Genomic DNA, 26,953 nt, shown 5'->3' with positions numbered 1-26,953 from the left:
AAACTCTCCATAAATGAATTATGATGTTTGATTAGCTCATAAAATACTAATTTGTGTTATTTCTAACACTTGTTTTGAACCAACAATTTAATGTTGTGTTCGGAATTAACGTTGACATATTGCAATTCAGTTTTCAATGTTCAATAATGCGTTACAAGAATTTATTATAACATTAAGTTTTTGTTAAGTCAACAATAAATTTTTGTTATTTTTTATTAAGTTTGTTGCGTTTTTTAACTCAACATTTAATATTGTATTATCTTTCAACTATATTAACAAGTGTCAAATTTACACTTTTGATAATTTCTGTTGATTCGATTTATATTGCAGTGCGTCGTGTTTTGACGACTTTTATATAATATCAAGATTATTTATAACCGTCAATAAAAAATACAGATCTTTTTAGTTTAATTTTACTACGGATATTACCAAATATCGTTTAAATGTATTTAAATTTTATTTTGTGTAAATAGATTGTATAACCAATTTCACATTTTGATTACTTTATTACCTTTTCTTATTATCATTAAGTTAAATTCATATTAGTTAATGTTGAAAAATTAAATTCACCTTTTTAAAAATGCACTTTATTAAATCACTTACTTCTATAATAACTAAAAGTGAAAGAAGGGACTTACTATTCAGTAAGTCCCTTCTTCATGATTAAAATTGATTTTAAAAATAGCTTTGCTTAATTATTTCTCATCATCAAGTTTATTTATCTTGGCAATCTTTGCATAACCCATATATTTCCATACGGTGATGCGTTACATTAAAGTCTGTTACGTGTTGTGCTAACTGTTCCACTTCATCTAGTTGTGGATAATGGAAGTCAACGATTTTACCACATTGTTCACATATAACGTGATAGTGATTGTGTGTACTAAAATCAAAACGACTCGAAGAATCTCCATAAGGAAGTTCTTTAACGATACCAATATCTTTAAATACACGTAAATTATTATATATAGTAGCAACACTTATATTTGGAAAATCAGGTGAAAGTGCTTGATAAATTTCATCTGCTGTCGGATGAGTATGTGAAGCAATTAAAAATTTAAGAATTGCCTGTCTCTGTGGAGTGATTCTTACACCATTATTTCTCAATGAAGTAATCGAATCCTCTAATTGATGCTCTATCGTTTCCAACTCTGCACTCATTCCCCTCACCATCTTTCTATTTAAGAATTATTATTACTTAATATTAATATAACTGTTCACATGGGGAAATGTCAATAAACAAAGCTATAAACACATCAATAGCCATTCAAAGGATTTACGACATTCTCAATTAGTTCATTGTTATTGAGAATGGATTTTAAATTTTTCTCAAATATACCTGTCACTTCACTTTTATTTTCATTACCATTACCTGTAATATGCGCTGTAATCGTTACATTATTCAATTGATATAGCTCATTACTCGGTTGCAATGGTTCATTTTCAAATACATCTAAGTATGCATGTCTAATTAATTTTTCTTTTAAAGCTTCTATTAAAATTTCTTCTTTAACTACTGTGCCTCTGCCTACATTGATAAAAAGACAATTATGGTCCATACATTCAAAATGCTCTCTTTCAAGTAGATGAATTGTATCTTTGGTTTCTGGCAAAGTGTTTATTACAATATTCGCTTCCTGCAACGCTTCTTTCAATTCATTGATTGGATATATCTTACTAAACCCTTCAATAGTATGTCCAGTTGTATTAACACCCATCACTGTCATGCCCATAACATTTGCAATTCTCGCTGTTTGTTGAGCTATGCTTCCTGTTCCTATAAACAATATCTTTTCTCCACTTAATCTTGATCCAGTTAACGAAGAATCATAATATTTATTTTTTTGATTTATGTAGGAAGTTCTCATCTTTTTATAATCATCTAATATGTACGCAAATATAAACTCCGACATCTGTTTTGCATGTACACCTTTAGCGTTCGTTAGTTTAATATTATGCTTGCTTATGTATTCTAAAGGCAAGTTGTTTACACCTGTGGCATACCAAGCAATCCAATTTAAATTAGGACATTGTTTTAAAAACGATTCATCCAATTTACCATCATAACCAAATAATATTTCTAAAGTTTCTCTGTCCTTGTCATCTATATCTGAGAGACCATTGCTAAACACAAAGTCTACATTTGGAAAGCGTGCTTTCAATTCATTTTCTAAATCGCCCAATTTCATTAGACTGACTGCTTTCATTTATGCTCACCCCAAGATTTGTTTTAATTCATCTATTTGCGTTTTCACTTTAACTTTTTCAATTATATCAATAATTTGACCAGTTTCATCTATTACAAAGGTTGTTCTCACTATACCCATGGATTCTTTTCCAAATGATTTTTTCAGTTGATATACACCAACCGCTTCAGATAATTTATAATCTGTATCTACAAGTAAGTCAAAATTTAGATCTAATTTGTCACTAAAATTCTGATGTTTCTTTTTACTGTCACCACTAATGCCATAGACACTGGCATTAAGTTCATTAAATAAAGCGATATTATCTCTAAAATCGCACGCTTCTGTAGTACATGTTGGTGTATTATCTCTTGGATAAAAATACAGAACTGCCTTTTTACCTTTAATCGTCTCATTCGTGATTAGCTCACCATTTTGATTTTCTAATTCAAATAAAGGAAATTGATCTCCTTTTTTCAACATATAACTCACCCTATTTCTTTTTATGATTAATTTTATGATACGATAATAAGCGAAAATATTAAATTAAAAGAGGTTGATAATAATGAAATTTACTGAAAGTGAAAAACTTCAGAAATTATCTGATGAATACATTTTGGGTGGCGTTAACTCTCCATCGCGTTCTTATAAAGCAGTAGGTGGTGGCGCACCTGTAATGATGCGTTCAGGTAAAGGCGCTTATTTATACGATGTGGATGGTAATAAATATATAGATTATTTACAAGCATATGGCCCTATCATCACTGGTCATGCACATCCACATATTACAGAAGCAATACAAGAACAAGCAGCGTTAGGTATACTATATGGCACGCCAACTGAATTAGAAATAGAATTTGCAAAAAAATTGCGCGATGCTATTCCTTCCTTAGAAAAAATTAGATTCGTCAATTCTGGTACTGAAGCCGTTATGACGACAATTCGTGTAGCACGTGCTTATACAAAACGCAATAAAATAGTTAAATTTGCTGGTCAATATCATGGACACTCTGATCTTGTTTTAGTTGCAGCTGGTAGTGGCCCATCACAATTGGGTTCGCCAGATTCAGCAGGTGTACCATTGAGTGTGGCTCAAGAGGTCATTACCGTTCCATACAATGATATAGATGCTTATAAAGAAGCAATCGATTATTGGGGAGATGAAATTGCCGCTGTTTTAGTTGAACCTATCGTTGGTAATTTTGGTATGGTTGAGCCAAAACAAGGCTTTTTGGAACAAGTTAACGAAATTACACACAATAATGGAAGTCTTGTTATTTACGATGAAGTCATTACTGCTTTCCGTTTCCATTATGGTGGCGCTCAAGATTTATATAAAGTTTACCCTGATTTAACTGCTTTCGGTAAAATTATTGGCGGCGGACTCCCAATTGGTGGTTATGGTGGCAAACAAGAGATAATGGAACAAGTAGCACCATTAGGTCCGGCATACCAAGCTGGAACAATGGCTGGTAATCCCCTTTCAATGAAAGGCGGTATTGCATTATTGGAAGTATTAGAACAAGACGGTGTTTATGAACAATTAGATGCACTAGGTAAACGATTAGAAGATGGTTTACTTTCTTTAATTAACAAACACAATATAACAGCAACAGTCAATAGAGTATACGGGGCACTTACGCTATATTTCACAAATGAAACGGTTGTTCATTATGACCAAGCAGAAAATTCAGATGGAGAAGCTTTCGCTAAATTCTTTAAACTAATGTTAAATCAAGGTATAAACTTAGCACCTTCTAAATTTGAAGCTTGGTTCTTAACTACTGAACATACAGAAGAAGATATCGATTCTACGTTAAAAGCTGTCGATTATGCTTTTAGTCAAATGAAATAAACTTGAAATTTACTGCTAATAATTGTATAACAAGTATAAACACAATTATTATTAATATATTAAGGAGCGGTACTTTTGAAATTAGGAGCCCGTATTCTCAAGACAGGTATAGCCATTATACTTGCTTTGTTTATCGCTTCTCTACTACCTAATGAAGCTGGTTTGAAAGCAATTGCTGGGGTCAGTGCGGTTGTTGCAATGCAGCCTAGCGTATTTCGATCAATTAAAACTGTTTCTGACCAAGCAATAGGTAATGTTTTTGGTGCATTACTTGCTGTAGCAATGGTTACGGTATTTGGAGATAATGTTGTAATTATGGGTGTAACCGTAATATTATTAATTGCTGTACTTTTCCGCTTTAATTTAGCACATGTTGCTACCTTAGCTAGTGTGACAGCATTAATTATTATGGGACAACACACAGGAGATTTTTATGTTTCTGCATTTTATCGTTTTGCGCTCGTTATGATTGGTGTAATCAGTTCTTCAATCGTAAACCTAGTATTCTTACCACCAAAATTCGAATCAAAAATTTATTACAACTCTTTAAATATTTGTTCCGATATTTTTGTTTGGTTCAAATTAGTCTTAAATGATACATCTGAGTACCATCATATTAAAGAAGATAGAGGCGTAATTAGTGGTAGAATTAAAAAACTAGAACAAACATTTGTTTATTATGAAGAAGAACGACCTTTAACTAAAAAACAAACGTATGCCCAAAACAGGAAAAAAATACTTTTTAAAGAAGTGGTTAGAAGTACGCGTCATGCCTATGACGTGCTGAAAAAAATGAATCGCTACCAAAACGATTTACACAATTTGAATCATGAATTGCTATTACAGATTAAATTAGAAATTGATACGTTGATTGCATATCATGAACAAATATTTATTAGCCTTTCTAAAAAAGCAAAGTATGACGTGGGCCAATTTGAAAATCAAATTGAAAATCCACAAAAGAAAGAACTAATGGATGCCTTCCAAAAGGAACTTATTAGAAATCCTTATCAAACGATGTATTCATACGCAAATGTCATGCAAATCATTTCAGCTATTGAAGAATATCGTTACACATTAGAACATTTAGACAGATTACGTATTAGTTTCTTCTCATACCATAACAATGACAATGAAATTGATATTTTAGACGAAGATTTTGATTTATAACTAATTATCGCATAGCGCAGCTAACATAAGCTGTACTATGCGATTTTTTTATCAAGCGTCATTCCACAATGATATGCCGTGTATAAAACACCTTATTATCTAGTTAACAAAGATAAAACGAACGATTTTTGTGTATAAAAAAGCGAGACAAATATCAAAACTGATTCAGTTTGATTAGTTTGCCTCGCTTTTTTTAATTTTTATAAACATCATTAACATAATTAAATATAACTTATAGATTTAATTGTTCACATATTAATTGATTATTTTGAGTAACGAATATTTATAAATTTTGAATACTATATAAGTGTTCGTAAGCACCTTTTTTAGCTAATAAAGCTTCATGGGAACCAACCTCTACAATTTCACCATTTTCAACTACCACTATTTTATCTGCATGTGTGATCGTCGACAATCTATGTGCAACAATTAATGTTGTTCTATTTTCACTCAATACTGTCAATGCATCTTGAATGATAGATTCACTTTCTAAATCTAATGCACTTGTTGCTTCATCTAGGATAATGATTGGAGGATTATTCAAGAAGATACGCGCAATGGATACACGTTGTTTTTGTCCTCCTGACAATTTAACGCCTCTCTCCCCGACTTCAGTATCGTAACCCTCAGAAAGTTCCATAATAAAATCATGTGCGTTAGCCATTTTCGCTGCTTTAATAACCTCTTCATCCGTAGCATTTGGTCTACCCAATAAGATATTTTCCTTAATTGTATCTGAGAATAAGATATTATCTTGCTGTACTAATCCAATTTGATTTCTCAAACTGCCAGTTAAATAAGATTTAATGTTCGTACCATCTATCTTAATTTCTCCGCCTGAAACATCATAAAATCTCGGAATAAGATTAATTAATGTCGATTTACCACCGCCACTCATGCCAACGAATGCAACTGTTTCACCTTTATTAATCTTCAAATTAATATTATTTAATATAGTTGCTTCTTCTGAATTATATTTAAAGCTCACATCGTTTATCTCGATATCGCCTTCTTTAATTTCAAGCGGAAGTGCGCCTTTTTTATTTTTAATATCATAACCTTCATCCATCAATTGAAAAACACGATCCATGGATGCGAAACTTTGCGTTAATGTAGTAAATGATGACACTAATCTACGTAATGGACCAAATAATTGTTCTAAATATCCTACAAACGCAGCTAAAGTACCAACCGTGATAGATCCATTAATAGCTAAGAAAGCGCCCGAACCAATAACAATTAATGGGCCAACATCTGTCACAGTATTAATTGCTGAAAATGAATACGCATTCCAACGCGTATGATTAAACGCTCTCTGCAAGAAATTTTGGTTATGTTTATCAAAATTTTGTGCTTCATTATCTTCAATTGCAAAGCTTTTAATTACTGACATACCTTGAACACGTTCATGTAAGAATCCTTGAACTTCAGCCAACGCCTGTGATCTTTTTCTGGTTAAATTTCTTAAACGCCCAAAGAAGAAATATACAGTCAATATATACACAGGGAAAATAACTAATGCTGCTAACGTCAGTTTTACATTTAAATAAAACATAATCGTCAATGCAATAACTATCGTTATACAATCTAGCCATATATTCATTAGACCAGTTAATATAAAATCTTTTGTTTGCTCTACGTCATTAATCACTCTTGAAATAACTTGCCCTGCTTGATTATTAGCATAGAAACGTGCGCTTAATGCTTGTAAATGATTATATAATCTTTTCCGTATATCATATAAAATTTTGTTACTTGTCCATTGCGCCAAATATTGTCTTAAAAATTCAATTGGTGGTCTCACAATTACAAAGATGAATACTGCAATGCCCAATGCAATACCTAATCTAGTGAATTTTTCCTCCGCTGTAATCGCTCCATTATTTATGATATCGTCAATAACATACTTTATTAATAATGGAATTAACATTGGAATACCGAATTTTAAAATTCCGACAAGAATTGTAGCAATGATTCGCCATTTATATGGTTTTACAAATTGTAAATATCTTCGAATCATAAATTTATTTCCTCCCCACACTTACTCGCAAATGAAACAGCCTGCGCTGAATTTCAACGAGGCTGCTATAAACGGACGATCTTTAATTGTTTATGTTCATTTGCCATACCATTTTTCAAATAAAAGATTTTGGTTGCTATTAATTACACGCATACCACTATATAGGATAATTTAATTAAAAACATTAAATGTGCTTAATAATTTCTAATTTTTTTATATCGTTCACGCCAAACTTTTATAAAATCAGGAGCAAATGGACCTTTTTTCTGTTCAATCCATTGTTGTAAGATATCTACATTGCGCCTTAAAATGACATCAATATCTGAAGAATAATTCATCTGTCTCATATGTTGTTCATATTCATCTTCATCTAATAAATGATACTTACCATTTGGATATACTTTAATATCTAAGTCATAGTCAATATATTTTAACGCTTCATCATCACACACAAATGGTGAAGATAAATTGCAATAATAATAGACGCCATCTTCTCTAAACATACATATCACATTAAACCAAAATTCTGAATGGAAATATACAATTGCTGGCTCACGCGTAATCCAAGTACGACTATCACTCTCTGTGACAAGCGTATGATCATTTCCACCTATTACAACATGTTCCGTACCTTTTAATATAGTAGTTTCAGACCAAACACGATGAATATTCCCATCATGTTTATAACTTTGTATTTTTATTGTCTGACCTTCTTTAGGTATGGATTCTTTTACCATGCTCCACACCACCTTTTCTTAATTTCACATTATAAATTATAACATAACTAAGTAGACTACACCGAGTCTATCAATGCGATAATAAAAATTTATATATTTTTGTCATGCTCACTGGAAAATTATAATCTTCTTTTTCATCTAAATTCATCCACTTCATATTGTTAGGTAAACTTATTTCATCTTTGTTATTAATTACCTGATCTGCTAAATAAACTTCAATGTCCCAAGTTAAATGTGTAAATTGATGTTTCAATTTATAAGCTGGTTGTTCTGAAAATTGGATATTTGTATTTAAAATTGAATTAATTTGATGTTCCGCTTCCGCTTCATACATCGGAAATTCCCACATATTATTCAATAATTTTTGCATACGTTTTTCAATTAATACTTCATTATCTTGCGTTTTAATGATGTAAACATGTTGCTTAATATGTTTCTTTTTAACTTTAGCGGTTTTCACAGGTAATGTTTCAACTGTACCGTTTAAAAATGCTTCGCAATGCTCTTGTACGGGACAAAACATGCACAGCGTATTTTTCGGTGTACAAACTAATGCGCCTAATTCCATCATAGCTTGATTAAATGTACCAGCGTCACTTTCGACATAAGACTGTAACTCTTTTTCAAATGCCTTTCTAGTAGATTGTAATTTAATATCTCGTGTATCATTATTTAGCCTCGACCAAACTCTAAATACATTGCCATCTACCGTTGCTAGAGGTAAATCAAATGCGATACTCATTACAGCAGCTTGAGTATATGGCCCTACACCTTTCAATTTCCCGAACGTTTCTGGATGATTCGGTACTTCTCCATCAAAGTTATGATGTACATCTTGAATGGCAGTATGAAAATTTCTAGCACGACTATAATAACCGAGCCCCTCCCAATATTTAAGCACTTCATCCTCCTGTGCATTACTTAAATCTGCAATAGTAGGAAATCGATCAATAAATTTATGATAATAGTCTATTACCGTTTTAACTTGTGTTTGTTGGAGCATAACTTCACTTAACCAAATATAATATGGATTTGAAGTTTCTCGCCATGGCATCTCTCTCTGATTTTTATTAAACCAGTCAACTAGATTTTTTTTGAATTTTGGTTCATTAAGCATAAAGCACATCACTTTCTATTTTCTAAAATTTTTCTATATGATATATAGTGTGTTATTTTTAATATTGGACGTATTAGATTATAATGAATATATTATAGACATGAAATGAGTGAATACTTATGGATACAGGAACACATATTGTCATGGGTATCGGACTCACAGCATTAGCGACCCAAGACCCTGCCATGGCGGGATCTTTTGCAGCCACTGCTACAACTTTAGTAGTTGGTTCATTAATTCCGGATGGTGACACCATTTTTAAATTAAAAGATAATGCTACTTATATATCAAATCATAGAGGCATCACACATTCAATCCCTTTTACAATTTTATGGCCTTTGTTCATTACATTATTAATATTTACATTCTTTAAAAATGTAGATACGACCCATGTCTGGTTATGGGCGCAACTTGCCGTATTTCTTCATGTATTTGTGGATATATTTAATTCTTATGGTACACAAGCACTTAGACCCATTACAAATAAATGGATTCAACTCAGTGTTATTAATACATTTGATCCAATCATATTTGTATTATGGTGTATAGGTATATTACTGTGGATCGTTGGCGTACATCCATATCTCGCATTTTTCCCAATCGTTGGCATACTTGTTGTATATTATATTATTCGCTTTAGAATGCAAGCGATTATAAAACAACAAGCATTGCGACAAATTAAACAAGAACACAATCCTGTAAAAGTATTTGTTGCACCAACAATAAGGTTTATGCAATGGCGCGTCGCAGTACAAACGGAAATGCACGATTATGTTGGTCGTAGCTATGGAAGAAACATCGTATTTAGTGACAAATCGAAACGTCAATCATTCCCAAGTGATGATTTAATGCAATATGTAAAAGACGATAAAAATATTAAAACATTTCTTAATTTCTCGTCAATATATCGTTGGCAATCACGCAAATTAAATGATAATACCACAGAAATTAGATTAATCGATTTACGTTATCTAAAAAATGGTCATTACTCATTTGTTGCAATTGCACATTTAGATGAAGATATGGTTATCGATCATTCTTATATTGGTTGGGTTTTCAGTGAAGATAAATTACAGCGTAAATTATTTGCTAAATAAAGTAATTAAAAACTGGAGGTACGCGTTATTATTAACGTGAACCTCCAGTTTTTTATCTTTTAAGTAACTAACATTATTTATTTTCATCTGCTTTATCTTCTAGATTTTCAGAAGTTTCGTTCTCTGCTTGTTGCTTATATGAATCAACATATGAATATTTTTTATGCGCAATACTTCTATATAATGCATAAATAATGACACACACTATTGCTAAAAATAATAGGAAGTATATATGCTGTGGTATATTATTTAGACTCAGCGTTCCTAATACAACCGACTGTGAAATCCCTTCAATTAAATAATATAAGGGATTGAGCATTAAAATATGCGACACTAATGTCGTATTTGTATTAGGTATGAAAATAATTGGAACAATGAAAAACATGACTGCACTTACAATATAATAAATTATATTGATTTTGTTACTCACAATCGCTATTAAACCTAATACTGTAGAAATAACTACAATGAATACTAATGACATAGCAACAAAGAATAATGTAGATAGCACCGAACTTTCAATATTTACGGGTGTAGCTAAAATAATCATTATAAGTGAAATGAACATCACCAAACTAAACAATAGCGCTATGATAATATTTTGAAAAATTGGATTGATATTAAATAATTTTCCAGTAAAGTAATCATGTTTAAATGTGTTAAAACTTTGATATATCGCAATCCAAATATATGCAAAACTCATCACCGCTGCTAATCTAAAAAAGCCCCGTGCTTGTTTAATTTCTTCCGTACCATTCATTTTAAATATCAACATCATTATTAAGAGTACTACCATACTTACTATAAAGGGTATTACTAACCACATCCATTGCGATTTCAAACGATGGTACGCATGTTTAATGAGATGTGGTGTATTTATAAAATAGTTAATCATACTATCAATCATTTTTCACACCTACAATTCGATATAAATCCATTTATTATTTTTCATATCTGCCATAAAATACCCATCATCCGATTTTGTTATCCAAAAATTAGTTTCAATATTAAATTTTTCTTTTAGTTTTTGTTTATCTTTTATAGTAATCGTAAAACCAACTAATTTATTTTGATCATTAAATAACATCGATATCGGTTGTTGAACGATGGGTACAACAAAACGGTCATCTTTACCACTTTCAGGTACGAGCGAATCGGTCACCGTGCTATGTTTTTTATGCAAATGGCTATTAAAGAACTCATTATAGTTACTATAATTTTTATGCATATAGGGCGCTAATGCACTTGCACTATGTTCTTCAAACAAGCTTGCTGGATCAAAATAGCGTAACTTGTTCTTTGCAACTTTATAGTTATTGTTATCAATTTCAATACGATAATTTTTTGTGTTTTCACCTGTTATCGTAACAAAAGCATATTTATCTGCTTTTATCTTTTTACCATTCGACATATTTTCTAAACTTATCGCATCTTTTAAAACAATGCCATATGCTAATTTTTCTTCATATGGATTTTTTTGCTGGTTTTGTATTGTCGTTTGATCATCATTTTTGCCTATTTCAAGCTTGCCTAAATCATTAAACATTAATAATGCCATGATGACCATACCTAATAAGAACACAATAAACAATGTCCAAAAACGGACAAGTGCTACTGGTGGCTTAGCATGATTATAGCGTTCAATACGTTTGAAATTATAGGTTAACTCAGGGATTCTTGTTCTGCTTTTTTTCCAATCAACATCAAAATTAGATTTTTCTTCTTCACTCGTCAGTGATAGCCGATCTTTTTCATGTTCTCTAAAAGCAGGTAATACTTGGTTAAGCGATCCATCCATTCTAAGCTGACCATGTGAAATCCACGCAATATAATTACTCGTTCGTGAAATTCGTTCTATATTGTCATCGATAAGTATTATGGTCAAATTTTCATTTATGTATTCGTTCGTTAGTTCAATCGCTTTTTCAAAGTAACTTTCATCTAAATAACTCAGTATTTGGTTCATTACAATAATACTGGATTTTGATGTTCTCGCTAATGTGAATTGCAATCTCGCATAGGCTTCATCCGTCAAACTTTTAATAGGTGTATTTGTATCTTCTTGAAGATGGGCAAACTTAATAATCTGTTCTACTTTATGATCAGATGTTTTATAAGGAAATAACGTGGTTACATTTTTCACATAATCTATCACCGTCGTAGATTGAAGCAATTTATCTTCGATATCTGCAAAAAATATATCTTTCTTTCTAACAACTTTACCCTTATCTGGTTTAATTTCACCACTTAATAAACGCCCTATCAAAGATTTAGAGGAGTCGCCTTCACCAATAATACCTAGTGCTTCCCCCTGATAGATATGTAGATTAATATTATTCAATTCAATATCTTCTGCATCATATCCAAATGGTAAATACCATTTTTTAGATTTTTTATTTCTATAATAATGAGTTACATTGAGTAACTTTAATATAATTGAACTACCCATCTATCGTCATCCTTCTATAATTTTAATAATGCAATTGGTAAACCTTCTTCAGGTTCTGCACTTTTTATTCTAAAGCCCCAAGCAAAAACACCTTTTAATCTTTCAACTTTAAAATAATTCTCAGTCCCGTCATTTAGCTTATAAATTCTACCGATTTCTATTTTTGTTCTATCTACCAAATAGCTCTCTGCAATGATGACCTTACTTTGATAAACATCATATTCATTAAATATGCCATTCATCTCTGCTTTCCTCATTTTTTCTTTGTAGCCTTGAATTTCGTGACGTAACTCAACCTCACTCATTTCACTCAATTTCTTCTGTTCCATCTACAATACCACTCTCTTCCAGTTTAGCTTTAATTTTATCATATTTATAGCCTTTTCTCATAAGACCTTCTATTGTTTTATTAATTAATTTTCTACCTGAAAATTTTCTTGAATATTTATTATAAACCTTCTCTAGTTCTTGTTGTAACAAACCGTCTAATTCTGCTTCAGGTTGTGAGAAGTCCATTTCATCCATCACTACTTTTATTATTTCAAAGCTATAACCTTTTTGCATCAAAGCTTGCGATAGTTTTTCTTTCCTTTTAACTGTAGGACCTTTTTTTTGTCTTAATATTTTATTTGCAACTTTAATAATATCTTCCATTGGTTGTTCGTTCTCATAACGCTCAGCATATACATCAATAATTGTTTGTTCAACACCAGCATCTCTCAATTTTTGTCTGAAAATACCTGGCCCCTTATCTGTAGTAAGTATCATAGTGTTTTTTAAACTATTAGCGTAGTCTTCATGATCGATTAGTCTTTGCTCATGACAATAGTCAATGACACTTGCTATAACAGATTCGGAAATTTCTTTCTTTTGTAAATGTTGTATCACTTCATGATCTGTTCTTTTTCTATATGATAAAAATTGAATTGCTACATTCACTGCTTGTCTATATTGGTCATACTTTTGGATTTTTTCCATGTCAGCAGCATCAACGATTTGACCTTTTTTTAAATTGAAATGTACATAAGTATCCATATCGATACCCATTTCAAATTCCTCATCTAAATATAAATTAAAACGCTCTTTATTTTTCTTTTGTACTTCTATTTTTGTAATTTTAGGCATTATCCTCACTCCACCTCTAAGGATAACGCATATTGTTTGGTAATGGAATCATAGTGACTAGCTTAATTAAAATGCTTAAAGATTTATTAATCTAAAAAGTGTGAGGATACAAAATCAATCACTCTTTTTGATTTCGTACCCTCACACTTAGTTATTTTATTTTTTTAAATCTCTCTTATAAATACCATTAAAAATTAAGCGCTATTTTGATATTAAACACCTAGTTCTTGAATTGCATTCTCGTATTGACTATTTGAAATATATCCTTGCTGCTTCATTTTTTCTAAATCTGTTTTAACACGGTTAGTAAAATTATCTGACATGTCATTGATATTATATACACTTGGGGCATTTATCTTGCTTGCTAATATAGCACTTTGTAATACCGATATTTGTGGTAAATTTGGATTGTTTTTATCAGTCGTTACCCCAAAATAGTGATTAGCAGCAGATTCAATCGTGTATTGGTCACTCCCATAATAGATGTTATTCATATAAAAACTTAAAATTTCATTTTTATCATATTCTTTCTCTACTCTATGTGCCACGAACAACTCTTTAATTTTTCTAGTAATTGACTGTTCATTATCATAGTAATAGTTTTTAACTACTTGTTGGGTAATGGTACTTCCACCTTGGACACTTTTGTCACTCAATGTTGAAAATAATGCACGTGAAGTTCCTTTCACATCAAAACCATGGTGTTTATAAAAGCGTTCATCTTCCATAGCAATGAAAGCACCTTTTGTATAATCTCGCATATCTGATGCATAAACAAAAGATTCTTTTTCTGTTATATTCTTCAACTCATCTGTATTAGCTCTAAGTGATAATGCATACATGACGCCGATGATTATTCCAATAATAATTAAGATGGGAATGAGTAGTTTTAAAATGATACCTTTACCTTTTTTCTTTTTCTGCGGTTTATTCACAGGTTTAAAATACGTATTATGATGTAATTGATTTGAGTCATTTGAGTCGTTTGGTTTGTTGTACGTTTTATAACGATCACTTCTTTTCATGCGGTAGCTCCTTTATGTTGCTCTCATATCATTATAAGTGAGTGTATCAATAGTTTAAATGTTTATCTATAGCTAAATGCAAAAATCGGTCCAAGGGTGTATGAATGTATCCACATGAAGTTTTACAACAATGCGTTTTTGGTTATTATGTTCAACTTAGACAACAAAAAAACTGGAAAACGACAGGTATTTTATACTACCTATCGCTTCCAGTTATGAACTAACTCACGAAAAACTATTTTAATTACTTACCTATACATATTAATCGTTTAATTGATTTACAATTTCTCTATTAAAATCATCTAAATCATCTGGTGTACGGCTTGTAACGATATTTTTATCTACTACAACTGATTCATCAACAACTTGTGCGCCAGCGTTTGCTAAGTCTTTACGCACATTTAATACTGCAGTTAAAGTACGTCCATTTAAATCATCTGTATCAATTAAAATTTGAGGTCCGTGACAAATTGCGAATGCTGGTACATCATTTTTAGTAAAGTATTTCGCAAAAGTGCCATATCTGCCTTCAGCATCGCCACGTAAGTGGTCAGGAGAAAAGCCACCAGGAATTAATAAACCATCAAAGTCTTCAGGTTTTGCGTCAGCAATACTAACGTCTACCGCAACTTTTGTGCCATGTTTACCTACGACTTCACTATTCGCTTGATCACCTATAACAACTGTTTCATGTCCCGCTTCTTCAATCGCTTCTTTAGGACTAGTTAATTCAATATCTTCAAATTCATTTGTTAAAATGATTGCTACTTTTTTAGCCATTAATAATCACCTTTCTCTATTTATGTTCTACGTTATATATAGACTAAAACTTGAAAGTTTAAACATCGGCCTAAGATAGCATTCAATTAACTTATTTATCTTCTGATGATTTTGAAACAGTTTTAACTTTTTCTTCAAGTTGATCGAGCAAACCAATCCACTCATCTATATCTTCTACGCGCACTTCGTCCGGATTTACGTGATCGATATCATCAATAAATTTTTCTAATCTTGCTCTAATTTGATCAATTGTTTGATTTTCATTCATTTTAAAAATGACTCCTTTTTATAAGATAGTATAATCCTAACATGGATTTGACAAAATTTGGTATAGTCTTAATAATATTAAGGTGAAATATTAGATGTGAGACACATACGATTATTCATAAATTTGTATACACCGTTCCCTATACAAATAAAGTTTAGTATATACTCATAGCAGATAAAAGTTAAAAAAGGGAGTTTTAATTATGTTGAATTTGTATGCATCAAATGTTAAGAAACCAATTTCAATTCATAACGACCCGTGGGAAGCATACAATGATATGCAAGAACACGATCGTTTGACGTTAAGTAATATCGAATTTACGACGACGAATTTATGTAATATGCGTTGTAGTCATTGCGCTGTCGGTTATACATTGCAAACCACAGACCCAGACCCGTTACCTATGGATTTAATTTATCGCCGTTTAGATGAAATTCCAGACCTTAAAACCATGTCTATCACAGGTGGCGAACCTATGTTTTCAAAAAAATCCATAAGAAATGTTGTAAAACCCTTGTTAAAATATGCACATAGCCGTGGTATCTATGTTCAAATGAATTCTAATTTAACTTTACCATTAGATCGTTATTTAGATATTGCTGAATATATTGATGTCATGCATATTTCACATAATTGGGGAACAATTGATGAGTTTACAGATGTAGGATTTGGTGCCATGGACAAGCAACCTCCATTAAAAGCAAAACTGAGACTGTATGAACAAATGTTATCTAATTCCAGTACCTTATCTCAACAAGGTATGTTTATTTCTGCCGAAACGATGTTAAATCAAAGCACTGTACCCCATCTTGAAAAAATACATAATGAGATTGTCCATGATATGAAATGTCAAAGACATGAAATTCATCCCATGTACCCTGCTGATTTTGCTAGCCAACTAGAAGTGCTTTCTCTTAAAGAGATGAAAACAGCAATCCATCATATTTTAGATATTCGTGATCCAAATTTATGGATGCTATTTGGTACATTACCTATTTATCCATGTATCAAAGATGAAAATGATCAAGCCTTATTGCAAAGACTGAGAGATACACCGAATGTAACGATGAGAAATGACCCTGATGGACGCAATAGATTGAATGTGAATGTTTTTACAGGTAACGTCATAGTTACTGACTTTGGTGATGAAAATGGTACTATTTCTAACATTAAACATGATAAATTACCAGACGTATTTAACCATTGGCTTGCGACACCTTTAGCTCAATCACTTAATTGTCATTGTTCCGAATTTAGTTGTCTTGGACCCAATGTACTTGTTAAAAACATGTACTACCCTAATACGGATTTTAAAAAGAATGAGAAAATCATGTATCGTTGAAATGCAACGTATAACTAAAAAAGCGAAAGTTGTTATTTAATCTAAAGTGATTAACTGTACAACTTTCGCTTTATTTTATTCTATATTTTGTACATTGGATAAAAATTCTATCGTTTCTTTACTTTCTTGTCTGCGCTCTTTCCTACGTTTTACCCTAGCAAGTGCTGTGTCATGAAACCATTTTTCTGTTTGTGTTTCTGGATATACTTGTGGGACTTCTTGTGGTTTCCCATTTTCATCTAAAGCAACAAATGTTAAAAAGCTAAGTGCCGCTAAATGACGTTCGCTCTTAACAACATCTTCAATAATGATTTGTACACAAACTTCCATCGAAGACTTACCAGCATACGAAACCATTGCTTCGTAAGAAATGATATCCCCTGTTTTAATAGGTTTTAAAAAGTCGACTGAATCTGTTGACGCAGTTACCACTTGTGAATTGCTATGCTTCGTCGCCGTAATAGCAGAAATCTCATCTACATTGGCCATCAATATACCACCAAACATCGTGTGAAGATGGTTCGTATCTTGTGGGAATATTTGTCTTTCTTTTATACTTCTAGATTCCGACATTGATTTGCTTGCTACATTTCCCATAATTTTAGCTCCCTTTTCAATTCTCAATGACATAAACTAAGGAGTGAGTCCGAAATCAGCATAATATAGATTTCATATCCTCACTCCCAATTTAAATAACATCAGACTTTATCATTTTTTGTAAATGTATTTAATATGATTTAACACCTATGCTTACTTTAATCGCTTATTAGCACTTATTTGATTTATAAAATAAAAAATGTTTCCATTACATTATTTCGACCAATTACCATTTTCAAATACAAGTTCTTTTTCATCATCTTGTGTTATTCCATAAATAGTTAGATCAGGGCTTCCAATCATAAAGTCTACATGAATTAATGAGTCATTCAACCCATGCGCTAATTTTTCTTCCGTAGTCATTTCTGTGCCACCTTCAACATTAAATCCATAAGCTGAACCTAATGCAATATGACAAGATGCATTTTCATCAAATAATGTATTGTAAAAAATAGTGTTACGATTTGAAATTGGCGAATCATCAGGTACAAGTGCGACTTCTCCTAATCTTCTTGCACCTTCATCGGTATTTAGTAAATCTCTTAATACATCTTCGCCTTGATCAGCTTTAAAATCAACAACCTCACCATCTTTGAACGTTAATGTGAAGCCGTCAATGATATTACCATTATGACTAAGTGGCAACTTATTTGTGACATGACCATTTACATTTAAGCGATGTGGTGCGGTAAATACTTCTTCAGTTGGGATATTAGCAACAAAAGCTTGGCCTTCACTCGTATAACTCGTAGCATCTTCCCAAATATGTCCTTCCGGTAGTCCAATAACTAAATCCGTACCTTCTGAAATGTAGTGCAGTGCTTTATAATTTTTATCTTGTAATTTACGCGCGTGAATACTTAAATTTTCTACATGGTTTTTCCAATTTTCAACTGGATCATTACCATCTACACGCACGATGTCTAATACTTCATCAATAAATTTACTATATGCTTCTGTTTCAGTCAGGTCAGGATATACGCGTTGTGCCCATGCTTTTGAAGGGAATGCTGCCACACACCAAGGGAATTGATTCTTTTGACTTGCTTCCATATAACCTTTATAAGCAGTAGAATATTGTCTTTGATATGTCGATAACTTTTCACTATCAATACCATTCAATAGATCTGGATCTTGTGTAATGAGTGCTAAGTTGGCTGCACCACGTTTCACATAGTCCATACGTTTTTCAACTTCATATGATTTCACAGCGTCTTTCTCAAAAAATTCAACAGATTCATATTCAAATTTTAAACGCGATAACTTGTCATCGCTATATTCTACTTTAACGTCGGAAGCGCCACGTTTATATGCCGCTTCAACTATGTAATGTGTTAGTTCTAATGCATCGACGCTAGAGCGAATAAATACTGGTTGATCCTTTTGAACATTCATGCCCACACCAACTAATAGTTCGGCATATTGTTGAAGTTTATCTTGTAATTCTGTCATATGGTAACTCCCCCTATTTACGAATTTGACCAAGTGCATCAGCGATTGCCGATGCTTCACTCGGTGTAAATGATGCTTTTGATGTTACATATTCATGAATTTCACGAATTTCTTGTTCATCTGCTGATTTATAATTATCTGGATCAATCAAACTTTGATTCACAAGATTTAATCTATCTCTTATTTCTTCTATCATTTGTTCTATACTTTTTGCCACAAAATTCACCTCTTTTTCAATTTATTTTATCAAATTTACCTATCTTGTAAAACTTTTATGGCAATTACCCTTTTGAAATGATTAAAAAAGCTTTAAAATGGGAAAGAGGAGTATATAAATTTGGAGGTACACAAATGATTACAGTAGCATTCGTATGTTTAGGAAATATTTGTCGTTCACCTATGGCAGAAGCAATCATGCGACAAAAATTACTTGATAGAAATATAAATGATATAAAGGTTACCTCTAGAGGCACAGGGCAATGGAACTTAGGTGAGCCACCTCATGAAGGTACACAAGCCATTCTATCTGAACATGACATACCTTTTGATGGTATGATTAGTGAACTGTTTGAATCAAACGATGACTTTGATTACATTATTGCAATGGATCAAAGTAACGTTGATAATATCAAACAAATTAATCCTAATATTAAAGGTCAATTGTTTAAACTATTAGAGTTTAGCGATATGACTGAAACAGACGTTCCAGATCCTTATTATACAAATAATTTCGAAGGCGTCTATAAAATGGTACAATCATCTTGTGATAATTTAATCAATTTTATAATTAAAGATGCAAATTTAAGAGAGGAGTAACACATCATGCAAAACAAACTCATTCCAGGAATTTTATTAGGTGCCGTAATTGGAGGCGCAGCAACATTAGCTGATAAATCAACACGTCAATCTTTAAAACAATCTATTAAAGACAGAAAAGAAGGTACGCGTTCTCAAAAACCTTCTGCAATCAATAACATTAAAGACGAAGTGTTATATTGGAAAGACGTTGTAGAAGAAATCAGACGTAACAATCCAGAATTAGAACGTTCAATCAAAGATGCAAAAAATACTTTTGTAGAGCGTAAGAATAATCGTTTAAACGGCTAATTCTACTTATTTTTGTATTTCAAATATAAGCTTCAATAAATGATTTAAGAGCCTGGGATGTATGACATATCTCAGGCTCAATCATTATGTTAACTTTGCTTTGTAATATCAATTTTGTGTTTATATACGAATTTACAAACGGTTGCATGCATTTATATCATTGTCTTAATATTATGTAGCTTTAATTATTATGATGCATTACCGTATTTTCACATTAATAACACTTCATTATTTACTTAGGTTTTAACATTCATTTGATACTTACGCATACACATATGCATTATGCTATTTTTTATTAATCTAATTATCTATTTTTCCGAAAGAAAATAGCATCACATATTTACCTAAACTACATTTTAAAGTATATTAAAATGTATATTGAAAAATATCAATACATAAGGAGATTAGATATGTCTAAAAAAGATAAAACAACTTCTAACTTTTTGAATGAGGCAAAAAGTGTAGAAGAAAATGACAAACAGTCTAATGAAACAAACGGTCAACAAATCAAACGCGACCGCACTTACATCACACCTGATGAATTTAAATCTAAGTCACCTAAGAAAGATAACCAAGCATTCTTTGTTTCACGTATCAATAAACCAGCAAAATATACTAAAGATTCAAATTTTTTCTCATATCTTGTATATAGAATTGGTAAAGATGACGCATCAGGACTGTCAGCACAGTTATCTTATTATTTCATGCTTTCATTGTTCCCAATGCTACTATTCTTACTCTCTATCGTACCAGTTGTTGGTGTGAAACAGTCGACGATAAGAGATTTAATAAAAGCTCATGTGCCATCTGATTATGCACCTCAAGTTTCAGGTATAATTGGTGATATTATGGAGAATGCGAGCGGTGGATTACTATCTATCGGGTTAATCGCAGCATTATGGTCCGCATCTAACGGAATGACTGCGCTAATGAATGCCTTTAATGTTGCTTATGACGTTGAAGATAGCCGAAATTTTGTAGTTGCTAAACTTTATAGTGTATTATTCACGCTTGCCATGATTATCGTTATGCCAGTTGCACTCGTGTTACCTACATTTGGGCAACAAATTGGTGATCTGCTATTCGGCCCGCTAGGCCTTGGAGATCAAGTAAAATGGCTGTTTGATACAATACGTTTTGTATTACCTGTAATTGTTGTTCTTATAGCATTCATGGTGTTATACACATTAGCTCCTAATGTTAAAATTAAATTATTGTCTGTTATTCCAGGCGCTATATTTGCAACAATCGTCTTCTTAGGTGGGTCATATTTATTTGGAATTTATATTTCAAACTTTGCTAATTATTCTAAAACATATGGTAGTATTGCCGGTATTATCATCTTAATGTTATGGTTATACATCACAGGTTTCATCATCATCATTGGTGCTGAAATCAACGCCATCTTCCATCAACGTAAAGTGGTATCTGGTAAAACACCTGAAGAACAAACCTTGGACGATATCGAACATAATAGAAATACATCTATTGCAGATAATCAAGATTCTGAAAATGAAAATACTGATATTACATCATCAAACAAAGCAGTTAATGATGTAGATACATCGAAAAATAACGGATAATATTAACTAATCCCCCTCAAACAAATGAGATGTCATTGTTTGAGGGGGATTTTAATAAATATAAAAGCTTTTATTGTTGCATAAAAATTAAAAAGCTAAAACAGCGTGTATGTCTACCATACGCGTTTGTTTTAGCTTGCTAGATTTATATTCCCTTTATTGAATTAAATTGTGCTGGAATGCATATATGACGGCTTGAGTTCTATCTTGAACTTCTAATTTACTTAGGATATTACTTACATGCGTTTTCACTGTTTTAATCGTAATATGTGAAGCGCTGGCAATCTCTTGGTTAGAGTAACCTTTAGCAATCAGTAATAAAATCTCCATTTCACGTTCTGTGAGCATTTCATACAATTCAGCTCGTTGTTTCATCCTATTTCTCATTTTAACTAGGACTTCTGCTTCAAATACTGACTCATTATTGTAAGTCTTACGAATCGCTTCAGCAATATCACTAGCACTTGTTGTTTTCAATATATAGCTATCTACACCGGAATCAAGTGCACGATAGACTTCGTTATCTTCAATATAACTCGTAAGCATGACAACTTTAATATTTGGCAAGTCTTTTTTAACTTGTTCAGTTGCTTCGACACCATCCATATCGTCCATAAGTAAATCCATTAAAATTAGGTCCGGTTTCAGTTCATGTGCTTTTTCGATTGCATCTTTTCCTGACTTACCTTCCCCTATGACATCTATATCTGATTGTGTGGATAAATAACTAGAAATACCTATTCGAACCATTTCATGATCATCAACAAATAATACTTTAATCGGCATTTGAATCCTCCTTATTTAATGGTGCCTTCACTTCAATTCTCGTACCTGCATCAGGCAAAGAAACGATATGAAATGTTGCACCTATTTCTAGTGCACGTTCGCGCATATTTTTTAATCCATAACTTTGTTCTACCTTATCATCTACATTAAACCCTTTACCATTATCTTGTATACGCAATAACAAATATTCTTCCCTATTAAATAATTCAATTGTGACCTTCGTTCCTTTAGAATGTCTTAGCGTATTAGAAATGGCTTCTTGCGTAATACGGAATAAATGGTCCTCGATACCTTTTGGTACTTTGAATTCTTCAATATCATGTACCACTTTCATTGGTACTTTTTTCTGTAAATCAACGACTAAATCTTTAATACCCTCACCTAAAGATTTATCTTTCAAACCAATAGGTCTTAAGTGTAATAGTAGTGCTCTCATTTCTAATTGGGAATCTTGAATCATTTTTTCTAATACTGGTATTTGTTGGTCCAATGGGGCCTTCAATTCTGTCTCTTTAATTGCTGATAACATCATACTTGCTGCGAATAATTGTTGACTAACTGAATCATGTAATTCACGCGCTAAACGTTGGCGTTCGTCTTCTATAATTTTCTTAACTTTAACATCATTGATATTATAAGATTCATTCGTCAGGTTCTGTGTTTTCATTCTTAATTTATGTACTTCTTGATTTAAAGGCACAAGCGTTTGATATAGTTCGATTGTTTCGTTGTATAATTCAATATTTTGATCATTGATACCCACTGTTTGACCTTCTATTGAACGTTCAATTTGATCTTTTAACCAATGATTTTGCTGATTGATTTTATATGCTAAGACAGAACCTACAATAATACAGAGTAAAATCACCATTAGATTTAAAAAAAGCAGTACAGGTATGCCAAATATTTGAGTATAAAACATACCTTGAAAATACATTATATTAACAAACACTTTATCAATAAAGAATATGGCAAAAAACGTACTATATACTAATATCAACATGGACCCGATCGCTCTAAAGTAGTGATTCATTTATAAATCACCTCAACATCACCTAAAAATGATGAGACATAAATATTTACAGCATAGTTCTCTGCTTTTGTTTCTTCTACTACCTTAATATTATTATTCTCAACTTTATAAGAGGTTTCGTTTACATAGGCATTCCCGTATAACGTTGTGAAATGTAATATAATATTATAGTTAAGTGGTACCACGATTTGAACTTTTCCAATGATATGTCGAATAACGATTGTATTATTTTCTTTAATGTTTGCTGCTTTAGACATATCAATATGAATATCACCAATGCCATGTTGAATTTGTAAATCTTCCCATTTATAAACATATACAGGTGATCGTTGCTCGCCAAACCATTTTTGTTTTATAAATTCCGGTGAGTCTACTTCTTCTTCTGTTGCAGTAATTTTTAAAGGTTTAAATTTATAAATAATATATCTAACGATGAGTACTATTAAAAATATAAATAATATGATAATCGTATACTTATTAGATAATAAGGTAAATGCTATTAATAACGCACCAATCCAAAAAGCTAATAAACCACGTACTTTATGAAAATAGATATAACCCACATAAACTAAAATACAACCCAATAATAACACAAGTAAAAAGCCAATTTTTTCAAAGAAAATATAATAAAAATTGGCAATAATCATTAATGCTGTAAATACGATAAGCATCTCTGTGGATATATATTTATGAGTCATGTTTCGCCACCTTTCTTTAAGCGACTAAACTGATACGTTCGATTAAATCACATTCAGTTTCAATGTTTGCACGTTCAACTGCCTGATGAGATAAATCGGATTCAATTCTCGCATAGTCTGCTTCCATTTCGTTTAATTCTTTTTTAATTTTTTCTATTTCAGAATGCTCTATTTCTTGAGCACAGTAAATGTAATCTTCATCTATCATATCAATATATTTATTTTCTAGCGTTAAAATTAAGCAGTCTATTAATTTTTCAACATACGCTTTTCTTTCAATTAAATATTTTATGTACATTTCAATGCTTCTCATTTTTTTATCTAAATACTGTCTATATTCTACTAAACTTGTATAAAAAGTGTTTTTAGTCATTTTGTCTAAATAAGTCGTAATATAATTCATAGAATCACCTCATGATTGATTAGATTCCATTATAAAAAATTTCCGGAACCATTGGTATAGGCTCCGGAACCATCTTATATTAGGACTTTAGACCGAAACAAGATTAATCTATTTTAGTAGTTAATAATGGTCCATCTTTTGTCACAATAACCGTATGTTCAATTTGAGCAACAAAACTTTTATCGTTTGTTTCAAATGCCCATTCATTTTTACCTTCTGTTACAAAAGTTGCCTTTGTAGAAATAAATGGTTCAACAGCGATTACTGTGCCTTCTTTTAATAGTGTTTTATCTTTAGGTTCATAATAATTCATAACATGGCTTGGCGCTTCATGTAGAGATTGGCCTACGCCATGACCTGTTAGGTTTTTAATTACTGTAAGGTTATTTTTTCGTGCAGTCGCATGTACTGCTTTACCAATTTGGCTTAATTTAGCACCAGGTTTTACACGTGTCATTGCCGCTTCGAATGCTTCTAATGCCACATCACACACTTTTTGTTTTAATGGATTGTCCGGTTCACCAACAACAAATGAAATCCCTGTGTCTGCATAGTATCCGTTTTTAAGCGCAGACACATCTATATTCACTAAATCACCTTCACGTATTTTACGTTTACCAGGTATACCATGAGCTACTTCTTCGTTTACACTGATACATGTTTGACCTGGAAAGTTCTCATCATGAATTGGCGCTGATATCGCTCCATGCTTTTCAAATAAGTCCTTTGCAATATCGTCTAGTTCTTTTGTTGTAATTCCTGGCTTAGTTGCTGATTGCATTTCATCTCTTACTAGCGCGCAAATATAACCAATATCTTTTAATGCTGTTAATTCTTCTTCTGTTTTTACAATCATATTATCCCGTTCCTTTTTGTAATTTATATTCTTTCTTATTATAGCAGACTTTTTTTGATATAATAAATTAGAAAATTTTATCAACTATAGTTTAACATTTCACAGATATTAATAATACGACTACTCACCATTTTGAGCAGTTATTTGACTATACATCACATTAGGAGTTTTTAAATGAATGATAACTGGTATAAAAAAATTATCGGTGCTCGTACAATTAAAACGGGTCTAGCCACATTCCTGACTGCATTATTTTGTTTAGCTTTAAACTTAAATCCGATATTTGCTATATTAACGGCTATTGTGACGATTGAACCTACAGCTAAAGCTTCATTAAAAAAAGGCTATCGTCGTTTGCCAGCAACGATTATTGGGGCATTATTTGCAGTCATATTCACATTTATATTTGGGGACCAATCCCCTTTCGCATATGCATTGAGCGCTACGTTCACAATTATTCTATGTACCAAACTTAATTTACATGTGGGTACTACGGTAGCTACATTAACAGCTATGGCTATGATTCCAGGTATTCATGAAGCCTATTTCTTTAATTTCTTTTCTAGATTATTAACTGCTATCATCGGACTCGTAACAGCTGGATTAGTAAACTTTATTATTTTACCTCCAAAATATTATGATCAAGTTGAATCATCTATTAATTTGACTGAATCAAAAATGTACGAACTCTTTGAATTACGTATGCGTCAATTATTACTTGGTAAATTTACAAAAGGCGCGCCTTATCGTCAATTAAATCAATTAATCGATTTAAATCAAAAAGTGGAAACCTTACTTTCTTATCAAAAAGATGAACTAAGCTATCACAAACACCATGATTCAGAATGGATTCAACTTAAAGCACTAACTACGCGCGCGCATACTAATAGGTTGTTTATTACCCATTTATCTAATTTAGTTTATTTACCGAAAGATACGATAATTACTTTTACAAACGATGAAAAATTGGCGATTTTAAGTATCGCACAAAGTATAAACAATATATATTCGACTGGACACTTCGAGCGTAAGAAACAACATGCCTCTTTACTAAAAATGTCTGTGAAAGGTTTAGATGAGTTTGATAGCAATCAACTTAAAAGTCATGTCATTTATGAAATTCTATTGATTTATCGCATATTAGATCATCGTTTTGCATAAATCTAAATTTATTCTTAAATAAAAAGCACACTCGTATAAGCATATATTGTACTGAACCCCAAAAGTTGTACTTTGGTTTAGTGTAATATTTCAAAGGTTTGTTTCC

29 protein-coding genes are annotated in these 26,953 nt (G+C 31.8%); 8 read left to right on the top strand and 21 right to left on the bottom strand.

Annotation, left to right across the window (positions count from 1 at the left end):
* Window positions 1–714 precede the first annotated feature (714 nt).
* The 3 genes from perR to L987_RS12075 all read right to left on the bottom strand — a co-directional run bounded on the left by perR (window position 715) and on the right by L987_RS12075 (window position 2,669).
* Window positions 715–1,161, bottom strand: a complete 447-nt coding sequence (perR, locus tag L987_RS12085) for a peroxide-responsive transcriptional repressor PerR (protein WP_002482869.1) — start codon at window positions 1,159–1,161, stop codon at window positions 715–717.
* Window positions 1,162–1,256: 95 nt separating this feature from the next.
* The gene (locus tag L987_RS12080; RefSeq protein ID WP_011302797.1) at window positions 1,257–2,207 is read right to left on the bottom strand and encodes a phosphoglycerate dehydrogenase; all 951 of its coding nucleotides are present in this window, start codon (window positions 2,205–2,207) and stop codon (window positions 1,257–1,259) included.
* Between the two features lie 6 nt (window positions 2,208–2,213).
* Window positions 2,214–2,669, bottom strand: coding sequence for a peroxiredoxin (locus L987_RS12075; protein ID WP_011302796.1), 456 nt, complete (start codon window positions 2,667–2,669; stop codon window positions 2,214–2,216).
* 82 nt (window positions 2,670–2,751) lie between these two features.
* Here L987_RS12075 and L987_RS12070 point away from each other — a divergent pair, with 82 nt between their 5' ends.
* Entirely contained in the window at window positions 2,752–4,041 is a 1,290-nt protein-coding gene (locus L987_RS12070) for a glutamate-1-semialdehyde 2,1-aminomutase (RefSeq protein WP_002482866.1), read from the top strand.
* A gap of 75 nt (window positions 4,042–4,116) precedes the next feature.
* Window positions 4,117–5,211, top strand: a complete 1,095-nt coding sequence (locus L987_RS12065) for an FUSC family protein (RefSeq protein ID WP_011302795.1) — start codon at window positions 4,117–4,119, stop codon at window positions 5,209–5,211.
* A 283-nt stretch (window positions 5,212–5,494) separates the two neighbouring features.
* On the opposite strand, the gene L987_RS12060 is transcribed toward L987_RS12065, so the two are convergent.
* The 3 genes from L987_RS12060 to mutY all read right to left on the bottom strand — a co-directional run bounded on the left by L987_RS12060 (window position 5,495) and on the right by mutY (window position 9,085).
* On the bottom strand, window positions 5,495–7,231 hold the full coding sequence (locus L987_RS12060) for an ABC transporter ATP-binding protein (RefSeq protein WP_011302794.1): 1,737 nt from the start codon (window positions 7,229–7,231) through the stop codon (window positions 5,495–5,497).
* 194 nt (window positions 7,232–7,425) lie between these two features.
* Window positions 7,426–7,968: a nucleoside tri-diphosphate phosphatase gene (gene ntdP, locus L987_RS12055; RefSeq protein WP_002482863.1), complete on the bottom strand. Its 543-nt coding sequence runs from the start codon at window positions 7,966–7,968 to the stop codon at window positions 7,426–7,428.
* Window positions 7,969–8,038: 70 nt separating this feature from the next.
* Window positions 8,039–9,085: an A/G-specific adenine glycosylase gene (gene mutY, locus L987_RS12050; RefSeq protein WP_011302793.1), complete on the bottom strand. Its 1,047-nt coding sequence runs from the start codon at window positions 9,083–9,085 to the stop codon at window positions 8,039–8,041.
* Window positions 9,086–9,204: 119 nt separating this feature from the next.
* Between mutY and L987_RS12045 the strand changes: the two genes are divergently transcribed.
* A complete protein-coding gene (locus tag L987_RS12045; protein WP_047504973.1) occupies window positions 9,205–10,182 on the top strand; it encodes a metal-dependent hydrolase in 978 nt (325 codons plus the stop codon).
* A gap of 73 nt (window positions 10,183–10,255) precedes the next feature.
* Here the strand turns inward: L987_RS12045 and L987_RS12040 are convergent, their stop codons facing one another.
* The 7 genes from L987_RS12040 to L987_RS13805 all read right to left on the bottom strand — a co-directional run bounded on the left by L987_RS12040 (window position 10,256) and on the right by L987_RS13805 (window position 15,829).
* Window positions 10,256–11,089: a sugar ABC transporter permease gene (locus L987_RS12040; RefSeq protein WP_047504970.1), complete on the bottom strand. Its 834-nt coding sequence runs from the start codon at window positions 11,087–11,089 to the stop codon at window positions 10,256–10,258.
* A gap of 9 nt (window positions 11,090–11,098) precedes the next feature.
* Complete coding sequence (locus L987_RS12035) at window positions 11,099–12,631, bottom strand: ATP-binding cassette domain-containing protein (RefSeq protein WP_047504967.1); 1,533 nt, start codon at window positions 12,629–12,631, stop codon at window positions 11,099–11,101.
* A gap of 14 nt (window positions 12,632–12,645) precedes the next feature.
* Window positions 12,646–12,960 carry a YfhH family protein gene (locus L987_RS12030; RefSeq protein WP_011302789.1) on the bottom strand — a complete coding sequence of 105 codons (315 nt, stop codon included), beginning with the start codon at window positions 12,958–12,960 and terminating at the stop codon, window positions 12,646–12,648.
* Entirely contained in the window at window positions 12,938–13,756 is an 819-nt protein-coding gene (gene recX / locus L987_RS12025; RefSeq protein WP_002482857.1) for a recombination regulator RecX, read from the bottom strand. Before recX ends, L987_RS12030 begins: the two co-directional genes overlap by 23 nt.
* Window positions 13,757–13,968: 212 nt before the next feature.
* Entirely contained in the window at window positions 13,969–14,781 is an 813-nt protein-coding gene (sgtB, locus tag L987_RS12020; RefSeq protein ID WP_047504965.1) for a monofunctional peptidoglycan glycosyltransferase SgtB, read from the bottom strand.
* 261 nt (window positions 14,782–15,042) lie between these two features.
* Window positions 15,043–15,561, bottom strand: a complete 519-nt coding sequence (locus L987_RS12015) for a type 1 glutamine amidotransferase domain-containing protein (protein ID WP_011302786.1) — start codon at window positions 15,559–15,561, stop codon at window positions 15,043–15,045.
* Window positions 15,562–15,652: 91 nt separating this feature from the next.
* On the bottom strand, window positions 15,653–15,829 hold the full coding sequence (locus tag L987_RS13805) for an SE1561 family protein (RefSeq protein ID WP_002482854.1): 177 nt from the start codon (window positions 15,827–15,829) through the stop codon (window positions 15,653–15,655).
* Window positions 15,830–16,031: 202 nt separating this feature from the next.
* Between L987_RS13805 and yfkAB the strand changes: the two genes are divergently transcribed.
* Window positions 16,032–17,171, top strand: a complete 1,140-nt coding sequence (gene yfkAB, locus L987_RS12010; protein ID WP_047504962.1) for a radical SAM/CxCxxxxC motif protein YfkAB — start codon at window positions 16,032–16,034, stop codon at window positions 17,169–17,171.
* Window positions 17,172–17,246: 75 nt separating this feature from the next.
* Here the strand turns inward: yfkAB and L987_RS12005 are convergent, their stop codons facing one another.
* From L987_RS12005 to L987_RS11995, 3 genes are all read right to left on the bottom strand, one after another.
* A complete protein-coding gene (locus L987_RS12005) occupies window positions 17,247–17,768 on the bottom strand; it encodes an acyl-CoA thioesterase (protein WP_011302785.1) in 522 nt (173 codons plus the stop codon).
* A gap of 213 nt (window positions 17,769–17,981) precedes the next feature.
* Window positions 17,982–19,220, bottom strand: coding sequence for an aminopeptidase (locus tag L987_RS12000; protein WP_011302784.1), 1,239 nt, complete (start codon window positions 19,218–19,220; stop codon window positions 17,982–17,984).
* A gap of 13 nt (window positions 19,221–19,233) precedes the next feature.
* Window positions 19,234–19,437, bottom strand: coding sequence for a DUF1128 family protein (locus L987_RS11995; RefSeq protein ID WP_002482850.1), 204 nt, complete (start codon window positions 19,435–19,437; stop codon window positions 19,234–19,236).
* A gap of 134 nt (window positions 19,438–19,571) precedes the next feature.
* On the opposite strand from L987_RS11995, the gene L987_RS11990 reads away from it, so the two are divergent.
* The 3 genes from L987_RS11990 to L987_RS11980 all read left to right on the top strand — a co-directional run bounded on the left by L987_RS11990 (window position 19,572) and on the right by L987_RS11980 (window position 21,910).
* The gene (locus L987_RS11990) at window positions 19,572–20,036 is read left to right on the top strand and encodes a low molecular weight protein-tyrosine-phosphatase (RefSeq protein ID WP_011302783.1); all 465 of its coding nucleotides are present in this window, start codon (window positions 19,572–19,574) and stop codon (window positions 20,034–20,036) included.
* Window positions 20,037–20,042: 6 nt separating this feature from the next.
* Window positions 20,043–20,327, top strand: coding sequence for a hypothetical protein (locus L987_RS11985; RefSeq protein ID WP_002482848.1), 285 nt, complete (start codon window positions 20,043–20,045; stop codon window positions 20,325–20,327).
* A 410-nt stretch (window positions 20,328–20,737) separates the two neighbouring features.
* Complete coding sequence (locus L987_RS11980; RefSeq protein WP_047504960.1) at window positions 20,738–21,910, top strand: YihY/virulence factor BrkB family protein; 1,173 nt, start codon at window positions 20,738–20,740, stop codon at window positions 21,908–21,910.
* Between the two features lie 156 nt (window positions 21,911–22,066).
* On the opposite strand, the gene vraR is transcribed toward L987_RS11980, so the two are convergent.
* The 5 genes from vraR to map all read right to left on the bottom strand — a co-directional run bounded on the left by vraR (window position 22,067) and on the right by map (window position 25,686).
* Window positions 22,067–22,696: a response regulator transcription factor VraR gene (vraR, locus tag L987_RS11975; protein WP_047504957.1), complete on the bottom strand. Its 630-nt coding sequence runs from the start codon at window positions 22,694–22,696 to the stop codon at window positions 22,067–22,069.
* A complete protein-coding gene (vraS, locus tag L987_RS11970; protein ID WP_011302781.1) occupies window positions 22,686–23,729 on the bottom strand; it encodes a sensor histidine kinase VraS in 1,044 nt (347 codons plus the stop codon). Before vraS ends, vraR begins: the two co-directional genes overlap by 11 nt.
* Complete coding sequence (gene vraT / locus L987_RS11965) at window positions 23,726–24,427, bottom strand: cell wall-active antibiotics response protein VraT (RefSeq protein WP_011302780.1); 702 nt, start codon at window positions 24,425–24,427, stop codon at window positions 23,726–23,728. Before vraT ends, vraS begins: the two co-directional genes overlap by 4 nt.
* A 16-nt stretch (window positions 24,428–24,443) precedes the next feature.
* Entirely contained in the window at window positions 24,444–24,830 is a 387-nt protein-coding gene (locus L987_RS11960) for a hypothetical protein (RefSeq protein WP_047504955.1), read from the bottom strand.
* 103 nt (window positions 24,831–24,933) lie between these two features.
* On the bottom strand, window positions 24,934–25,686 hold the full coding sequence (gene map / locus L987_RS11955; RefSeq protein ID WP_011302778.1) for a type I methionyl aminopeptidase: 753 nt from the start codon (window positions 25,684–25,686) through the stop codon (window positions 24,934–24,936).
* A 174-nt stretch (window positions 25,687–25,860) separates the two neighbouring features.
* Here map and L987_RS11950 point away from each other — a divergent pair, with 174 nt between their 5' ends.
* Window positions 25,861–26,847, top strand: coding sequence for an FUSC family protein (locus L987_RS11950; RefSeq protein WP_002482841.1), 987 nt, complete (start codon window positions 25,861–25,863; stop codon window positions 26,845–26,847).
* The last annotated feature ends 106 nt before the right edge of the window (window positions 26,848–26,953 follow it).

This window comes from Staphylococcus sp. ZWU0021, from assembly GCF_000798895.1.
Classification (GTDB): domain Bacteria; phylum Bacillota; class Bacilli; order Staphylococcales; family Staphylococcaceae; genus Staphylococcus; species Staphylococcus saprophyticus.
Note: the sequence above shows the minus strand (reverse complement) of the source record. Positions and strands in the feature narration are given on the sequence as shown.

Coding starts and splice junctions, on each gene's coding strand:
- perR (WP_002482869.1), bottom strand. CDS start 1,161: ATGAGTGCAGAGTTGGAAACGATAGAGCATCAATTAGAGGATTCGATT.
- L987_RS12080 (WP_011302797.1), bottom strand. CDS start 2,207: ATGAAAGCAGTCAGTCTAATGAAATTGGGCGATTTAGAAAATGAATTG.
- L987_RS12075 (WP_011302796.1), bottom strand. CDS start 2,669: ATGTTGAAAAAAGGAGATCAATTTCCTTTATTTGAATTAGAAAATCAA.
- L987_RS12070 (WP_002482866.1), top strand. CDS start 2,752: ATGAAATTTACTGAAAGTGAAAAACTTCAGAAATTATCTGATGAATAC.
- L987_RS12060 (WP_011302794.1), bottom strand. CDS start 7,231: ATGATTCGAAGATATTTACAATTTGTAAAACCATATAAATGGCGAATC.
- ntdP (WP_002482863.1), bottom strand. CDS start 7,968: ATGGTAAAAGAATCCATACCTAAAGAAGGTCAGACAATAAAAATACAA.
- mutY (WP_011302793.1), bottom strand. CDS start 9,085: ATGCTTAATGAACCAAAATTCAAAAAAAATCTAGTTGACTGGTTTAAT.
- L987_RS12045 (WP_047504973.1), top strand. CDS start 9,205: ATGGATACAGGAACACATATTGTCATGGGTATCGGACTCACAGCATTA.
- L987_RS12040 (WP_047504970.1), bottom strand. CDS start 11,089: ATGATTGATAGTATGATTAACTATTTTATAAATACACCACATCTCATT.
- L987_RS12035 (WP_047504967.1), bottom strand. CDS start 12,631: ATGGGTAGTTCAATTATATTAAAGTTACTCAATGTAACTCATTATTAT.
- L987_RS12030 (WP_011302789.1), bottom strand. CDS start 12,960: ATGGAACAGAAGAAATTGAGTGAAATGAGTGAGGTTGAGTTACGTCAC.
- recX (WP_002482857.1), bottom strand. CDS start 13,756: ATGCCTAAAATTACAAAAATAGAAGTACAAAAGAAAAATAAAGAGCGT.
- sgtB (WP_047504965.1), bottom strand. CDS start 14,781: ATGAAAAGAAGTGATCGTTATAAAACGTACAACAAACCAAACGACTCA.
- L987_RS12015 (WP_011302786.1), bottom strand. CDS start 15,561: ATGGCTAAAAAAGTAGCAATCATTTTAACAAATGAATTTGAAGATATT.
- L987_RS13805 (WP_002482854.1), bottom strand. CDS start 15,829: ATGAATGAAAATCAAACAATTGATCAAATTAGAGCAAGATTAGAAAAA.
- yfkAB (WP_047504962.1), top strand. CDS start 16,032: ATGTTGAATTTGTATGCATCAAATGTTAAGAAACCAATTTCAATTCAT.
- L987_RS12005 (WP_011302785.1), bottom strand. CDS start 17,768: ATGGGAAATGTAGCAAGCAAATCAATGTCGGAATCTAGAAGTATAAAA.
- L987_RS12000 (WP_011302784.1), bottom strand. CDS start 19,220: ATGACAGAATTACAAGATAAACTTCAACAATATGCCGAACTATTAGTT.
- L987_RS11990 (WP_011302783.1), top strand. CDS start 19,572: ATGATTACAGTAGCATTCGTATGTTTAGGAAATATTTGTCGTTCACCT.
- L987_RS11985 (WP_002482848.1), top strand. CDS start 20,043: ATGCAAAACAAACTCATTCCAGGAATTTTATTAGGTGCCGTAATTGGA.
- L987_RS11980 (WP_047504960.1), top strand. CDS start 20,738: ATGTCTAAAAAAGATAAAACAACTTCTAACTTTTTGAATGAGGCAAAA.
- vraR (WP_047504957.1), bottom strand. CDS start 22,696: ATGCCGATTAAAGTATTATTTGTTGATGATCATGAAATGGTTCGAATA.
- vraS (WP_011302781.1), bottom strand. CDS start 23,729: ATGAATCACTACTTTAGAGCGATCGGGTCCATGTTGATATTAGTATAT.
- vraT (WP_011302780.1), bottom strand. CDS start 24,427: ATGACTCATAAATATATATCCACAGAGATGCTTATCGTATTTACAGCA.
- L987_RS11960 (WP_047504955.1), bottom strand. CDS start 24,830: ATGAATTATATTACGACTTATTTAGACAAAATGACTAAAAACACTTTT.
- map (WP_011302778.1), bottom strand. CDS start 25,686: ATGATTGTAAAAACAGAAGAAGAATTAACAGCATTAAAAGATATTGGT.
- L987_RS11950 (WP_002482841.1), top strand. CDS start 25,861: ATGAATGATAACTGGTATAAAAAAATTATCGGTGCTCGTACAATTAAA.